The sequence below is a fragment of the Gardnerella sp. c10Ua_244 genome, from assembly GCF_055818055.1.
In genome coordinates this window covers 1-15,458 of the sequence record NZ_JARFVS010000006.1, presented here as the reverse complement: position 1 = coordinate 15,458, position 15,458 = coordinate 1, and the positions used below count along the sequence as shown (strand labels likewise).

13 protein-coding genes are annotated in these 15,458 nt (G+C 37.2%); 8 read left to right on the top strand and 5 right to left on the bottom strand.

Annotated elements, in window-relative coordinates; all coding sequences use genetic code 11:
• Positions 1-6: 6 nt before the first annotated feature.
• Positions 7-1,761, top strand: a complete 1,755-nt coding sequence (locus P0108_RS06745) for an InlB B-repeat-containing protein (RefSeq protein ID WP_258003521.1) — start codon at positions 7-9, stop codon at positions 1,759-1,761.
• Positions 1,762-2,341: 580 nt separating this feature from the next.
• On the top strand, positions 2,342-4,315 hold the full coding sequence (locus P0108_RS06740) for a Dam family site-specific DNA-(adenine-N6)-methyltransferase (protein WP_473730895.1): 1,974 nt from the start codon (positions 2,342-2,344) through the stop codon (positions 4,313-4,315).
• Positions 4,316-4,418: 103 nt separating this feature from the next.
• Here the strand turns inward: P0108_RS06740 and P0108_RS06735 are convergent, their stop codons facing one another.
• The 5 genes from P0108_RS06735 to P0108_RS06715 are packed head-to-tail and all read right to left on the bottom strand — an operon-like array spanning position 4,419 to position 10,251.
• Complete coding sequence (locus P0108_RS06735; protein ID WP_473730894.1) at positions 4,419-6,155, bottom strand: restriction endonuclease FokI recognition domain-containing protein; 1,737 nt, start codon at positions 6,153-6,155, stop codon at positions 4,419-4,421.
• 11 nt (positions 6,156-6,166) lie between these two features.
• Positions 6,167-6,370, bottom strand: a complete 204-nt coding sequence (locus P0108_RS06730; protein ID WP_064340555.1) for a helix-turn-helix domain-containing protein — start codon at positions 6,368-6,370, stop codon at positions 6,167-6,169.
• 17 nt (positions 6,371-6,387) lie between these two features.
• Complete coding sequence (locus P0108_RS06725; protein ID WP_473730893.1) at positions 6,388-8,673, bottom strand: AAA family ATPase; 2,286 nt, start codon at positions 8,671-8,673, stop codon at positions 6,388-6,390.
• Between the two features lie 11 nt (positions 8,674-8,684).
• Complete coding sequence (locus P0108_RS06720; protein WP_473730892.1) at positions 8,685-9,320, bottom strand: hypothetical protein; 636 nt, start codon at positions 9,318-9,320, stop codon at positions 8,685-8,687.
• 10 nt (positions 9,321-9,330) lie between these two features.
• The gene (locus P0108_RS06715; protein WP_473730891.1) at positions 9,331-10,251 is read right to left on the bottom strand and encodes a hypothetical protein; all 921 of its coding nucleotides are present in this window, start codon (positions 10,249-10,251) and stop codon (positions 9,331-9,333) included.
• A 463-nt stretch (positions 10,252-10,714) separates the two neighbouring features.
• Between P0108_RS06715 and P0108_RS06710 the strand changes: the two genes are divergently transcribed.
• The 6 genes from P0108_RS06710 (at position 10,715) to P0108_RS06685 (ending at position 15,364) form a co-directional block, all read left to right on the top strand.
• Positions 10,715-11,344, top strand: coding sequence for a hypothetical protein (locus P0108_RS06710; protein WP_065189565.1), 630 nt, complete (start codon positions 10,715-10,717; stop codon positions 11,342-11,344).
• Positions 11,345-11,491 carry a hypothetical protein gene (locus P0108_RS06705; RefSeq protein ID WP_180946766.1) on the top strand — a complete coding sequence of 49 codons (147 nt, stop codon included), beginning with the start codon at positions 11,345-11,347 and terminating at the stop codon, positions 11,489-11,491.
• Complete coding sequence (locus tag P0108_RS06700; RefSeq protein WP_473730890.1) at positions 11,466-12,140, top strand: Rha family transcriptional regulator; 675 nt, start codon at positions 11,466-11,468, stop codon at positions 12,138-12,140. The genes P0108_RS06705 and P0108_RS06700 overlap by 26 nt, the downstream gene beginning before the upstream one ends.
• Positions 12,133-12,507, top strand: a complete 375-nt coding sequence (locus tag P0108_RS06695) for a DUF7768 domain-containing protein (RefSeq protein WP_473730889.1) — start codon at positions 12,133-12,135, stop codon at positions 12,505-12,507. The genes P0108_RS06700 and P0108_RS06695 overlap by 8 nt, the downstream gene beginning before the upstream one ends.
• Positions 12,500-14,827: a virulence-associated E family protein gene (locus P0108_RS06690; protein ID WP_473730888.1), complete on the top strand. Its 2,328-nt coding sequence runs from the start codon at positions 12,500-12,502 to the stop codon at positions 14,825-14,827. The genes P0108_RS06695 and P0108_RS06690 overlap by 8 nt, the downstream gene beginning before the upstream one ends.
• Before the next feature lie 303 nt (positions 14,828-15,130).
• Positions 15,131-15,364 carry a VRR-NUC domain-containing protein gene (locus tag P0108_RS06685; RefSeq protein WP_473730887.1) on the top strand — a complete coding sequence of 78 codons (234 nt, stop codon included), beginning with the start codon at positions 15,131-15,133 and terminating at the stop codon, positions 15,362-15,364.
• Positions 15,365-15,458: the final 94 nt, after the last annotated feature.

Genomic DNA, 15,458 nt, shown 5'->3' with positions numbered 1-15,458 from the left:
CTTTGTATGAAATTACTAAAAAATATGGCTGTAACGATAGTATCAGCCACATTGATTGCATCAACAGCATTTGTGTCACCAGTGTTTGCTGCGGATAAGAGCGAACCGCTTCCATATTTAATTAAGGATTTGTTGGCTGCTCCGTCTGAATATTTGACCGATAGTGCACTAAAGAATACGTATTGGGTTGATGTGGAAAAGAAAGAGATAACCGATGGTTTTACAGGGAAAACTTATTATGGGGTATTCCCTAAGTATTTAACCTCTCCAAGTAAAACAGCGATTGCTGATTTTCCATTTAACTCTTTAGACGGCATGACTAGTACTCCAAATGCGGGGATAGTGAATAGCTCTAATACGTATTGGTTCTTGCCTGGGATGAATTTTGAAGAAAGATATGGTTATCTCGCAGGGCAAGATACGGCAGAAGGAGATACAAAACCAGGACAACATCCTACAAGCCCTATCGAAAAGCGTGTCAACCCATTTGGCTTTGGGAAAAATGATTTATTAACTCAAGATGAAATTAAAAATCCAGTTGATAAACTTAAAGTATACGGTGATCTAAAGCTCAAGGATGCAACGGATTCCAAAGCGGTTGGTGAACTACAGCCTGGGGATCAACTGAATCTTGATTTTTCAGTTAGTATCCCATGGTTTAAGCGTTATCTCAATGGTTGGACGCTAAACTATACAAGACTTGGTGGTATGAATGACTCTGATGTTGAGAAATTCCACAATAGCTACGGTAAGGTTGATGCAGGATTTGCTTTTACGTTAGATATTCCAGATGGTGTAGAAGTAGCTAAGGATGTGTCTGCTAAAGTTAGTGGGCTTCAGGGGTTTTCAGCTAATGTAACCAAGACAACTAATGGTAAAACACTCATTGTTACATTGAAGAAAGATAATCCTGGAACAACTCAGAAATGGCAAGACATTATTAAAGAAGTTAAAAATGTAGATACCAGCAATATCGTGATTTCAGTAACTGGTCTATCTGTGAAAAAGACAGCTACTGAAGGTACAAAATATAGAATTCGTGGAACGGTATCCGGTTTCTATGATTTCGCCAATTCTTCCACAGAGAATTTTGTGAAAGCAACCACTGCAAGAGATAATAACTGTGCTAATCGCAATTATTTCTTTTTTGCAGCTGAACAGGATTCTAAAGGGTTAGATGCGAACGGAGAAGAAAATAAGTCTAAACAAATCTCTTATTCCTTCCAAGTGAAGAAGCCTGCTCAAAGCACGGTTACTTTCAAGGATGGCGATAATACGCATGCAACAGTAAAGGTAGAAACTGGTAAGGCTATTGATACTGATGCGTTGACTAATGAGTCTATGCCTGCTGATCCAATGAAGGCTGGTTATACCTTCAAGGAATGGAATACAAAGGAAGACGGTAAAGGTACTGCGTTTACGGGAGCAAGCGTAGTAAATGGTGATATGACTGTATATGCCATTTATACAAAAGATTCTGTGCCGACACCGGATCCGACTCCGAATCCTCCGGCACCAAATCCGGATCCAACTCCAAACCCACCTACACCTACACCGGATCCAGTGCCTAATCCACCGACTCCGGAACTTAAGCCAAATCCTCAGACACCAGCTCCTCAGCCGCAGCCTGAAAAGCATATTGGCATGATTCCTAAGACGGGTGAATCAGCATCATTTGCAGGATTGCTCGCAGCTATAGGGTTCTCGATTGCAGGACTTGCAATTCTTCGTAAGAAGAAAATGATGGAAGAAAACAAGTAAGTAGGCACTGCTTGTTTTAAGTAACGAGCATTGGTTATTAGAAGATGGCTCTAGCGATATGTTAGAGCCATCTTTTTGTATATTATCTTTTGATTGTTATTTGAGATATATTATTTCTTATTTTCAATAAGAAATAATATGATGCTCCAAGTCAAAGTTTCAGGATTCCTATAAATAGTTTCAGAGTTCAAGGGCAAGGTTTCATTGTATACAACACGTAATGAAACTAGAGATACTACAGGAAATGATACAAAGTTTGGTGGATGCTGCTTAGAAGAACACTGTAAATAAGGACTTATTGTAGGTTGATGAAACAGAAGAACGTGAATGAAAGTCTGGCGTGAATTGACGCTAGACTTTTTCTTTTTAGGGTTGTGTTTTTGCTTTAGGGGGTGTTCTTTTAAGAATTGGCATGTGAATAATATCTGTTTGATTTAAATTAAAACAATCCGCGTTGCGTGGTAATTCATCAAATGTTTAAAACTATTTTATTCATTTGACCTGCTAATATACTCGAATTACTTGTTGACAAAAGAATTAAAATTAGTTAATCTGTACAAGGATGAAAGGGGATGTGAATATGCGTTTTATAGGTTCTAAAGCAGCCTTGCTTGGGGAAATAGAGAATATGATTTTAGAAAACATTCCCGATGGTGCGTCTACGTTCTTAGACCTGTTTGCGGGCACAAATGTTGTAGGAAGTTATTTTAAAGATCGATATACAGTCTATTCCAACGATTTATTATATTTTAGCTATGTTAACGCAAAGGCAACCATAGAAAATAACAAAGAACTAATGTTTAATGGTCTAAAAAAAATTGGTATTGACTCTGTGTTGGATTATCTTTCAAGTAGTGCTGAAGAATATGCTCTAACAGATAAAGTAGGCTACTATGAAGCAAATTACACACCTACTGGCAATGCCATGTATTTAACCGCTGATAATGGCAAAAGGATTGATTTCATTCGAGATGAAATTGATAATTGGTATTCATCAAGCTTAATTAATAAGGCAGAATATTATTATTTAATATCGGTACTTATAAACGCCATTCCGTATGTAAGTAATATAACAGGTACGTATGGTGCTTATCTCAAGCACTGGGATAAACGAGCTCTTAATTCATTAAACTTAGAACCTATTGAGGTTCTTAACAACAACAAAGATAATAAGTCTTTTAATGAAGATGCAAATCAACTTATTAAAAAAGTTTCTGCAGATATCACATATATAGACACGCCATACAATACTAGACAATATGCTTCTAATTATCATTTGCTAGAAAATGTTGCTCTCAACCAAAAGCCAGAGCTTAAAGGTAAAACTAGATTGTTTAATTGGTCTAAAAATAAAAGTAGGTTTGCAGTTAAGACAGAGGCTTTATCTGCACTGAAGGATTTAATAAACAATATAGACACAAACCATATAATACTTAGCTATAATACAGACGGAATAATTAGCGAAGAACAACTAGAAGATGTGTTAAAAAATGCCTCTGTAGATGGTAAAGTTGTCACAAAGCGGATTCCATATAGAAAATATGTATCTAAAATAGCATCAAAAAATTCTGATGTAAGTGAGTTACTTTTTTATATTAGGAAGAAAAATATTGAGACTAAAAAAACAATAAATGTAAAGATGGAAAAGAAGGGTTGTAGCATCTGGAAAACCAGCAAAAAAGAGTATATTAAAAGTCCGCTTAATTATATCGGTGGAAAATATAGAATTCTAAATCAAATTATGCCATTATTCCCTAAAGATATTAAAACCTTTGTTGATTTATTTAGCGGAGGTGGAAATGTCGGCATTAACGTAAAAGCGGAAAAGTATTTCTTCAATGACATGAATTATAAGATAAATGAAATGTTTAGATATTTTTCCAAAGAGGATCCCGAGAGCTTGATTTTATCTATAAAAAAACGTATAAGCGAATATAAACTTAGTAAAGAAAATGAGCTGGGGTATCTTTCTTTTAGGAAAGCATATAATGCTGAGCCAAACCCTCTTGATTTATATGTGCTTACTTCATTTAGTTATAATTACCAACTAAGATTTAATAACTCCATGGAATTTAATAATCCATTTGGAAGAAATAGAAGTTCATTTAGTTCTAATATGGAAGAAAATCTAAAAAGATTCATAGGCAGGCTAAAACAAATCGACGCAACATTTACAGATGATTATTTCTCAGATTTTAATATTGCTGAGCTTACAAAAAAAGATTTTGTTTATTTAGATCCGCCTTACTTAATTACTACTGGAAATTACAACGATGGTAATAGAGGTTTCTTAAACTGGAGCGATATGCAGGAACAAGAGATGTACAAGCTAATGGATAAATTGAGCAAAAAGGGTGTCAAATTTGCTTTAAGTAATGTTTTGTCGCATAAGGGTAAAGTCAATAATTTACTATTGGACTATATAAAAACACACAATGTATGTGTTAATCATTTAAAGTGTTCTTATAACAATTCTTCCTATAATTCTAGGGGAACTGGTAGCGAAGAAGTGCTAATAACGAACTATGATCCTTTAACCTATAGAATGTTATAAAAAATGAAACTTTTTGACCTATATCCCAACTTTTTCGATCATTTAAGGAAACTAATTAGAAAGGTAAATCCCATACTACTTATTGCAGTATGGGATTTACCTTTTACCAGGCTATTTCCTTATTTTTAAAGTATGAAGGAATTTGGCCTATCCCGAGCAATCCAGCTTTTACTTTATATGCACCAATAAGAAGTTGTTCGACATTAAGAGCACCGCCACACGTATTAGTTCGGTTATAAGTTGAAAGTAATTGATCATCAAATTTACCTACAAACTTACTAGAAACCCAAAGAAAATAAAACGCGGTAGAAGGAATACTTGAGTTAAAATTTTTCCACCATTCAACTGAATTTCTAGTAATACTACGCTGCTGATTGTCTTCGATATAACGAACCATTTCATCTTCCTGAGATATAGATTTGCTGTATCCATTACCATATGCCTTTGTGTCGATGATGATTCCGAAATGGCTGGTTTGTGCAATGGCATCCGGTTTTCTTCCTCCACCTAGATGCATTGCATCCAGCCCATAAACATTCTTAAATAAATCCGCTGTAAGTATCTCAAAATCTCTGTTTCGACTACTGTCATAAGCTATATCTAACAGCTCAATATATTTCATTGAAAGCCCTGTTAGCTTCAAGAACTTAGCCTTTACAGCATCAGCTGCTTTATCCTTAAGTTCAGCTGTAAGATCAAGATTAGGAATGCTAAAATCAAAGAAATCATCTTTTAGATTAATAACATTACCGTTATCTTCTATTCTTATTCCAAAATTATTTAAACCGTGTATATCATTTCTTATTATTTCAATATCATCATTAAAACCTAAAGTTCTTAGCGAATTTATGAGAGAACTAAAAGATTTTGTTGTTTTAAGAAATTGTAGAATATATGCTCTACGAGAACGAACATAATTCTTATTCTTGCCATCTACTGCAAGGAATTCCCACGTTAGGAATTTTTTAACACGATTGTTTTTAGAACTTCCATTAGCCTGATTTAATGCATGAATTCCCCGAGCTGTTATAGAATAATTCTGAAATCCAGCCTTTTCTCCATTATCTGTTTTAACAGTAGTAGCTTGTTTAGTAACATAACCAACTTTTTCTAGCCAATTACAGATCATCCTTGCGTATTTGTCACTTGTACCCTCTATGTCTGATTTGATTTTCTTTTGTTCTTCAATTGATCCAGTGACAAACCAGTCTTTCATTAGAGCTTCATCATATGATGTGAATCCTTTCTCGCCACTAAATCCCAGCTGTTTACCAATATAAAACTTAGTTACGGGTACTTTTGCCTTTTCTAAAATATTTAGCACCTGAGAAGCGGGAGGATAACTCAATAGCGCTTTTCTAAGAATGTCTTGTTCTGTATTGCTTTTCGATGGTGAAGCAGAAAATTTTAGCCCTAGATCAGTTATTTTACACAAATCAGTTTCTCTGTCATGTTTTACAAAATTTAAGCTAAGTGCCCACCGCAAATACCCATCTGCAGTCCAGTTATCTGTCCACATTTTTCCTGTTGTTTTTGATGATTGAGGTAGAATGGTAACTTGTATTAAGCCATCAGCAATAGCCTCTTTTCGATTTTTGGAGGGATTGCCAGACGCGTTTTTGGATGTTCCTACTAGTTCTGTATAACTAAATTCATCAGAGTGGTTGTTTAGTTTTTGTAAAAGTTGATTTTTAATTCTCTGCAATGGAATATAGTTTGGAACAAGATTATGTGTTAAATTTGCATAGTGCAAGGATTTAGGGTCAAAAATTTGGACTACCAGCTTGAGTTTATCAAAATCTGAAGGGTTTTGAACCCAACCATATGTTCTAATAATCATTTAAAATCTCCTTATTCTTCCACGTTTTCCATGATGTCTTCCAGTTTACAGTCCAGTGCTTCGCAAATTTTGATGAGAACTTCAGTGGTGACGTTTTCACCTTTGCCAAGTTTGGCAATTGTTGATGAGCTGATTTTTGCAGCATTTTGCAAATCAGCTCTGTTCATGTTTTTATCTATTAGTAGTTTCCATAGTCGGTTATAGATTATCTTCATTTTTTTGTTCCTTTCATTTAGCCTTTATTCATCATCATTTCGTAGTGCTGACTTTGGTTCATAAGAGTAAAAATCTTCTTAAATGTTTCTTTTGTCTGTGAAACATCCACACAGTCGTCTACGTAGTTGATTCCGTCAGTTATGCCAAGCGATGATTTCGTTTGTATGTAAGACAGCATTGCAGATGCCAACTGGTATGCCGAATAGTCGTTATTACCGTTTTCATCTGTGCAGATAAACTTCTCTTTGTTTTGTTTGAGAATTACATCTCTTAGCGTTGTTCCGTCATAGCCGCACAGCTGAAGGAAGTAATATTCCAGTATTCTTCTTATGACATTCATAAGAGGAATCGGTGTTTCTAATATTTTATACTCTTCCCATAGTGCCGCATAGGAGTTTTGTACTGGGTTGTAGTTCATCATCTCCGATGGAATCTCAGTGTTTTGTTTTTCGCAAAGACGAACCGATGATTTGTTGTCATTCTTGGACACTAAATAGAAGTTAACAAACTGGTAGTCTTTCACTCTGCCGTAGGTTATTTCTTGATGGAAATAAGTGTTATGAGTGAGTATGAATAATTGTTTTATATACCTGTCTTTTATGTATGCATCAGAAGGATGTACGTTGTTTTCGCAGACACATATCATTTCGCGGATTAAAGCACTAACTATAAATAGAGTACTGCTGTCCATACTGGAAACCGGATCATCAATGATTACGATTTTGTCAGTATTTTTCTCGCCTGGGGTGTCACTACCTTTAATTTGATGGTAGAAGTAGAGGAATGCTATGAAGTTCTTTTCGCCTTCACTGAGGTTTGAAGCTATAGAGCCGTCATTGCGAATCACCTCATAGACGTTAGCTGCACTAACTTTTTCTCGTAGATAGAATCCTTGGAATCCTGAATCTTTTAATAGTTGGTTTATACTTTCAACGGTATCCCTAGTGTTTACCGTATTTTTAAGTAGGACTGAAATTTGGCTACCTATGTTCTTAATTAGTGAAGCGTTAGTTTGCAATTGACTTTCAATTTGTTCCAGCTCTTTTGTAATCGTATCAAGACTTGTTTTATAAGCCTTTATTTCATCTTTTAGCATATAGGATATGAGTTCCCATACTTGTTTTTTGCAATCTTGCTGTTTAGCCGGTTTGGTTGAAACGATAGCGTTATGCTCATCGATTGATTGGTTGAACTTTTCAATCATATCTACTAGTTCATCAAGTAAAGGTTTTGTTGCTTCCAGTTCGTATGCTATGGCATAATCCTGCTGTTTTTTAGCAATAAGCTCTAAGTTACTTGCAATGACACCTTTTAATGCACTTAACTTATCTTTATATATGGCTATTTCAGCGTCAGGAATATTGGATTCCGGCATCTTTGATATTGGAACAAAGAGAGTGTTTGCCGAGTCTTTATACTCTGCTTGTAGGTTTGTGATTGCTTGTGTTTCTTTCTCGAACTGTTCATCAAAGCATGCTTTTATATCATCTTCAAAATTAGAAGGTAGTTGTTGTTGGCAAAAAGGGCATTTACCATTAGAAACAGAATGATAGTGAGCCATTCCTTGCTTTACCCAAGCAGTGTTGTTCATGGCTTTGATGAAATTGGCGAAAGGCGTATCTGAGCTACTTATAATCTTTTTCTCAATCAAATCCAAATTAGCAATATTATCTAATACAGCAGTATCCTTGATAACAGAGAATTTTTGCAACGCTACAGCATTCTTAGAATATGCAGTATCGTATAGGTTTTTAAGCTGAGACAAATCATGGTTAACTGCATTATAGTCTTGGAGTACTTCTTCTGCGAAAGTACTCTTTTTTAGTTTTCCCGTAATTGTTTGTTTAAAATCGTTTCTAATTGTTTGAGTTTTAGACCAACAGTTTTCTTCGAAAGATGCCTGTATTTTTATACGTTCATCTTTCTTATTGTTTTTAGCGGCGGATAGTTGGCAATTTTCTTCTGATAATTTTTCTTTTTGATTGGTCAAATCATTAATTTGGTTTTGAATCTGAATATTTTCTTCATTGAAAGTGAAAACACCAGGTAGATTATCGTAGTTTGCAAGATTAGCTTTAATATAGTCAGCGTTATAAACACACAGCTTACAATCTTGTGATGCTATATTGTTCGACCACGTAATACCACTGCTGTTTTTTAAAGTTTCAGCAATGGTGGATTTACCAGACCCATTATTCCCGTAGAAGAAATTAATAAAAGTAGGGGTAATCGTTACAGGATTGAGTTTGTAAGTAGCACCATCAATATGTAGAGACTGAATACTGGCTGGTATTTTTTTCATAAAGATACCTCCTAAAAAATAGAATCCTTAAAATCTATTTTTGCTTCTGTTAATTCTTCAATGAGATTGACAGGTTTAATAGCCCAATGAGAGTAATTGAGCTCAGTTATAGCTATGTCCATGCTCTGGATACCTAAGTCAAAAGCAACTTCGCTAATCTTTTTTAGTGGGATTGGCTTTTTATCCTCAAATTTGCATTTCAGAACAATATCGTATGAGTCTTTTCTAATTTTTTCTATTATTCCAACGTACCCATATTGATCGTCTGAAGCTTTGCCATAATAATCTTTGGCTTCAGGTACTACAAGAATGGGAAATCGCTGAATCTCTTTAATTGCATCAATGGATAAAGAGGCGTACTTGTCTCGTAATTCATCTTCCGTGTAAAAGTCGTCTATGGCTCTTTTTTTATATACTTTTACAAAAACGCTATCAATAACAGAACTGCCTACTACAAGATTATAGTAATCCCATATTAAACCATCAGTAGGCGTAGCTATTCCTTTATCTAAAGTAGGAACTGTTGGATAAGGTACAACAGTCATATGCTCTACATTATTTATGTTGTAGAGTTTGTTTGCATGTTGACTTATTTTACCTGTGTCAGGCAACTGATTAGTGATGATTTTTTCTAATTCATTTCCCATACAGACACCTCTAATCTAAATGATCTACATGTTCGATGTTGTAGATTTTATCTGCATACTGATTAACAATTTTAGGGTTGTTAATAGTCTGAGTCATTTGTTTAGGTGACTGTTCTTCTTCATCACTTATATCATCAGCTTCAATGACGGGCGTATCTGTCTCTGTGTTAAAAAATTCGTTATCTTCTTTCATGTCTAGAGTTTGAGTATATTCAGCTGCTTTTTCATTATTGTAAACAGGTATTTCAAATCTTGTAATCTCGATATTTTGAGTGATTGTCGTGCCTATATTCTCATTAATAAATTTCCATTTACCGTTGGTGCTGCTTTGTTTGTACCAAGCTTCAAATGTAGAACGTCCAAGTGTATTATCTTTTCTCTTCTGCAAAATATAATCCCATATGCTAACTAGAAAGCAATCTATGCTTATTTGAGTAACTTCATTAAGTTGCTCTTTTTTTATTGCTTTTTCAACAGAAATGTCAAACTCGGTATCAGAAGCAATTGTTGAGTCTTGCATAATTGTTTCCATTAAAGCTTTAACAAGCCAAATATGTCGTGACTCAGACAGGAAATTGTTTACTAGATCTTTCATACTTTCATAAACATTTGGATCTTTAGAGGTAACTCTAGTGTGCAATGAGGTAACTTTAGCCACATTGTCAAAGTCAAGATATGTGGATTTGCTTATAAGGCATCGTTTATAGTCGCTGGTGTTTTTCTTAAATGTATCCCCCGTCGGAATAAACGAGTCCCCAATAGTTAAGGTAATCAGTGAAGCCATCAAATTAGTGTCACTGTATAAGTCTTTATAGCCATTATGTTTTGCACGAGCAGTTATTTTTTGTTTTGTTGATTCAGTAAGCAGGTTAAATAAGATTCCACCACTGAGATACGGAATATTAACCGATATGTTTTTTATTGAAGTCATCTTAAATAACCCCCTTGTTGAAAAATAGTAACTCTCTTCCTCCTTAGTAACTCTAATCAGCCTACACATACAACGCGGTCAACTATAGGTTAGAGATTGAAAGATACGAGCTATGCAAATATTCAAAGTCTTTCACGCATATTTTATCAAAAAAGTTTGGTTTTTAATAGACCGAACTAAAGGAAAAAGATGCGTATTGAAAGTCTTTTAATGCAAAAGCATTCTTGTTCTTTCTAAACGCGAGGCATCAGCCTCAAGCCGTCTACACAAGTATGCCTACTTGATCAACAGGATTATTCAGAGCTTGTGTAGAACAACTTAATAATGTCAGCGGTCTTACTGAATGAGGCAGCTGCAAGTCAAGATGAAGGAATTCTTCATTCTAGCTTGTGGTGTTTTGTCATGCCTTATTTGAGCTGAATTCAAGAAATTCCTTCATCGGAAATCAGATGGAGGATTTTTTATGAAAATTCGAGTTCGTTGTGACAAGCATTTTACAACATTCGACCTCAAGCTTGATGAGGTTAAAGGCTGGCTTAATATCGACCTTCTTCCCGATGAAAGCGAAGAAGAGTTTGAGAAAAGAGCACAAGAAAAAGTAGATGTTGAGTTTAACCGTCCCGAGTATAACTCTCTGCATAAATATGAGAGGCATAAAGGTTTTACTAAACCTTACAGCTGTGAAGACGGTGAGGAAACTGATGATTATGAGTCTTGCATGAGTGATGTTAGAGACTCTGGCATCTTTTTCAAAACAGTAAATCAGATTAAAGCTTCAGAAGAATATAGGGCAGTTGAGTCATTTGTTTACTCGATTTTAAAGCCGGATGTGGCGGATCTTTTTATGGCTGTCCGTATTAGGAAGATGGCGATTAACGAAAAGGCTGCATCCATGCTTAGCTGTGATGCGTTTGAAACGGATGTCGATTATAAAAAAGCCGTGGATCGCTTGGCTAACAACATTACACAGAAACTTAAGCGGGCTGAGAAAAAATTAGTAAAGAATTTCAAAAAAGCGTCAGATTTTGGCATCCGCCGTGGCTACTTCATAGGAGGAACCAACTCCTCCAATAATCCGAAGGAGGTCATGTAGATGACAATCAAGAAAAGAATTGAACAGTTAGAGCTGATGGCCAAGATCCAAAATCAGCAAATCAAAGAACTTCAATATTCAGTTAGCGAGCTATCGCAGAGATTAAAGGGAGGTGTTCACCATGCAAGCAATGATTCCAATGAATAATTACGGCATTATGGCTGACAAGAACAACACCGCCAGAGTAGACAGCCGATTTATCGCACAGTTCTTTGAAAAAAGGCATTCTAATGTGATTCGTGATATCCAGGCAATAACTGAGCCCAAATCTGGGCTCAGTGAAGAATTTACTGAACTCAACTTTGAGCTCAGTAGTTATAAGGATTCAACAGGCAGAAAGCTCCCGTGTTACTTGCTAACCAGAGATGGATTCACCATTTTAGCAATGGGCTATACAGGTCCTAAAGCAATGAAGTTCAAGGAACTCTATATTAAGCAGTTCAATAAGATGGAAGATTTCATAACAACCCTTGTGTCTGCAAGAGAGATGTTTCCGGTTCTTACAGAAAATATAAGTCTTGTTTATGACCACCCGAAAGCTTATCACTACAGCAACGAGTGCGACATGATCAACCGTCTTGTTTTAGGGATGCCTGCAAAACAAGTAAGAGAAACAAACGGCCTTGAAAAAGGGCAAAGCATACGTCCTTACCTCACATCAGGGCAAATGTATCTAATTGATCGTTTGCAGAAAATTGATGCAGGTCTTCTTATCTCAACACCAGATTTCCAAGCTAGAAAACGCCAGCTTGAATGGTATTTAACCAAGATAGATAAGGAGGCTAAAAGTGAGTAAGTCTTATAAAAAGCATTTAGAAACGACACCGAATTTTAAGCCTATCGTCTACATTTGTGCTCCCTACCGTGGAGATAAAGAGAAAAATGTGAGTCACGCTATCCGGTGTGCGGCTTACGCGTATTCACGCGGAGCAATCCCCGTTACTCCACACCTGCTTTTCCCGTTTATGGATGATGAGAATCAAAAGCATAGAGGGGATGCGATGTTTATGGACATTATCCTCTTAGGCAAGTGCAACGAACTATGGGTGTTCGGAGAAAAAATCACAGGCGGCATGCAAGTAGAAATCAATCTGGCAGAAAAACGAAAACAGCCGATTAAGTATTTTACGGATAAGGATTTGGAGGTGAATATTGATGCGTAGTTTAGCTATCGCTTACGGTAACAACAGGCAGGCAAAAACATGGGTGAATAAGACCATCACCTATGATGAGCTGAAAGACAGTCTTAAAGTGACGATTCGCACCTCAGAGTCAGCGGAAGAGTATGCGAAGATGAGAAAAGCAGACCGTGATCTAGCAAAAGACCACGGTGGTTTCGTTGCAGGAGCGTTGGCTTACGGTAGACGAAAAGTCGACAGTGTTGAGTTTCGCTCCATGCTCGCCTTAGACGGGGATCATGTTGCTAAAGATTTTATTGCACTCTATGAGAGTGTTGCTCTATACACGTCTTTTCTGTACACGACACACAGCCACACGCCTGATAATCCGAGGGTGAGAATTGTTTTTCCTTTAACGAGGAATGTAACACCTGACGAGTTTGTAGCAGTATCAAGGTATTTAGCTGACATGCTGGGTATTGACCAGTTTGATGAATGCTCTTACTTGCCTAACCAGCTCATGTACTGGCCGTCCACACCACAAAACGGCGTGTACGAGTATAAAGAGGTTGAAAAAGACTGGCTTAATCCTGATGATATTTTATCCGCTCACCCCGAGTGGATAGATCCAACCAGGCTTCCGACCTCGTCTCGTGAGAGTAAAGCGAATCAGGTGCAAAAGCAGAAAGTGCAAGATCCACTCACAAAAAATGGTGTGGTTGGATTGTTTAACCGAGTATTCTATCCGATAACTCTTGCTTTGGAAAAGTTTTTAAGCAACGTGTATGAGCCGACTGATAACGAAAACCGCTGGCATCTTATAGCCTCACACAGTATGGCAGGAGTTGAGATTATCGAAGACAAGTTCGTTTACTCTCATCATGCTAAAGACCCAGCGTATTTGAAACTGTGTAACGCTTTTGATATTGTTCGCACTCACAAATTCGCTAGCTTAGACGAGAAAGAGTCGTTTAAGAAAATGAGCGAGTTTGCTATGAGTCTTGATGAGGTAAAACTTCAAGCGGCAAACGAGAGACTCTCGGAAGCAAAAGATGATTTTGTTGACAGTGAGGATTGGAAGAAAAAACTACGCTACACGTCTAAAGGCGCGGTTTTAGAAAACTCGCTTTATAATGCGAAACTCATTATTAAACACGATCCTTTGCTTAAAGGAATAGTTTTTAACCAGCTGGCTGATGGGCTTGAAATTAAAGGCGATGTGCCTTGGCAGCATCCTGCGAAGTTTTGGAGGGACGCGGACGACGCTCAGCTTATCTGCTACGTTGACGACCATTATGGCTCGTTTTCACAGAGAAACTATGATATTGCTGTCACGAAAGTATCAGATGATAGAAGTTATCATCCGATAAGACGCTATTTTGAGAGTCTTCCTCAATGGGATGGTGTTAAACGTGTAGACACGCTTTTTATCGACTATCTTGGTGCTGAAAACAACGCGTATATTCGTGCAGTGTGTAGAAAAACACTGTGTGCAGCATACATGCGTATCTACCATCCCGGTATTAAATTTGACTACCTTCCTGTTTTTAACGGTGCGCAAGGTATCGGCAAGTCAACGTTTATAGCAAACCTTGGCATGGAATGGTTTTCAGATAGTCTCACGCTTTCAGACATGAATGATAAGACGGCGGCTGAAAAACTCCAAGGATATTGGATTCATGAAATCAGCGAGCTTGCGGGCATGAAAAAAGCTGACCTTGATAAGGTAAAAGCTTTTGTTTCAAGACGTGACGATAAGTATCGTGCTTCTTTTGGAAAACGTGTAGCGCCACACCCGAGGCAGTGCGTGTTCTTCGGTACAACGAATAGTGAAAACGGTTATTTAAGGGATGTTACGGGTAACCGGCGTTTTTGGAATGTGAAAGTGTCGGGAAACGGTAAGTATAAGCCTTGGGAAATGACACGAGAACTGGTTGACCAAATATGGGCGGAAACCATGGTTATTTCCAAGGCGGGTGAAGAACTGTTTCTTGATGCGAGCTTGGAGGCTTTCGCTCAAGAAGAACAGCGTGAAGCCATGCAGCAAGATGACCGTGAAGGCATTGTCAGAGAGTATCTTAACATGCTTCTACCTGATACTTGGGGTGAAATGGATATTTACAGGCGGCGGGATTACTTCCGTGACATGGAAGATCCGACACGTCCTAAAGGCACGATTAAACGCATGGAAGTATCCAACATTGAAATATGGTGCGAATGCTTCGGGAAAGCCAAAGAAGATATTAAGCCTATCGACAGTTACGCAATATCGGCGATTATGAAACGTTTGAAAGACTGGCAAAGATCTGACAATCGTAGAACCATACCAATCTATGGAAGGCAAAGAATTTATACCAGAATTTGAGTGGACAAGCGGCTAAAAACAGGACAACTGAATGTAGCTTGTCCTGACTTTGTCACTTGTCCCACCCATAACAACAGGCTTTGGACGAACAGGGACGGACAACACATGAAAATCTATATTAAATAAAATCTTTATTTATTACTTATAGCGTACACGTAACACGTGTATTCGCGCGTAAAGGGATTTTTAGCCATTTGTCCGTCCTTGTCCCGATAGAAAGGATAAGAAGCTGTGATAAGAAAACAAAAAATAATAGTAAGAGAACGGGAGGTTGAGCGAAAACTCGTTCGTGATGTTAAAGCAATGGGAGGATTTTGTTTAAAGCTTACGAGTCCTTCCGTTGACGGGCTTCCTGACAGGCTGGTTTTACTTAACGGCGGGAAGATTGGTTTTGTTGAGCTTAAAGCACCAGGTAAAAAGCCTAGAGTTTTACAGGTGAAACGGATGAAGGATTTACAGGCTTTAGGTTTTAAGGTTTTCGTGGTTGATGACAAGAGTCAGATTGGAGGTGTTGTTGATGCGATACGAGCCACATGAGTATCAAAAGTATGCGACTGATTTTATTATCACACACTCGGTGTCAGCGGTTTTGCTTGAAATGGGACTTGGTAAGAGTGTTATAAGTCTTACA

Coding starts and splice junctions, on each gene's coding strand:
- P0108_RS06710 (WP_065189565.1), top strand. CDS start 10,715: ATGAAAATTCGAGTTCGTTGTGACAAGCATTTTACAACATTCGACCTC.
- P0108_RS06730 (WP_064340555.1), bottom strand. CDS start 6,370: ATGAAGATAATCTATAACCGACTATGGAAACTACTAATAGATAAAAAC.
- P0108_RS06735 (WP_473730894.1), bottom strand. CDS start 6,155: ATGATTATTAGAACATATGGTTGGGTTCAAAACCCTTCAGATTTTGAT.
- P0108_RS06720 (WP_473730892.1), bottom strand. CDS start 9,320: ATGGGAAATGAATTAGAAAAAATCATCACTAATCAGTTGCCTGACACA.
- P0108_RS06685 (WP_473730887.1), top strand. CDS start 15,131: ATGGGAGGATTTTGTTTAAAGCTTACGAGTCCTTCCGTTGACGGGCTT.
- P0108_RS06740 (WP_473730895.1), top strand. CDS start 2,342: ATGCGTTTTATAGGTTCTAAAGCAGCCTTGCTTGGGGAAATAGAGAAT.
- P0108_RS06700 (WP_473730890.1), top strand. CDS start 11,466: ATGCAAGCAATGATTCCAATGAATAATTACGGCATTATGGCTGACAAG.
- P0108_RS06715 (WP_473730891.1), bottom strand. CDS start 10,251: ATGACTTCAATAAAAAACATATCGGTTAATATTCCGTATCTCAGTGGT.
- P0108_RS06725 (WP_473730893.1), bottom strand. CDS start 8,673: ATGAAAAAAATACCAGCCAGTATTCAGTCTCTACATATTGATGGTGCT.
- P0108_RS06705 (WP_180946766.1), top strand. CDS start 11,345: ATGACAATCAAGAAAAGAATTGAACAGTTAGAGCTGATGGCCAAGATC.
- P0108_RS06690 (WP_473730888.1), top strand. CDS start 12,500: ATGCGTAGTTTAGCTATCGCTTACGGTAACAACAGGCAGGCAAAAACA.
- P0108_RS06745 (WP_258003521.1), top strand. CDS start 7: ATGAAATTACTAAAAAATATGGCTGTAACGATAGTATCAGCCACATTG.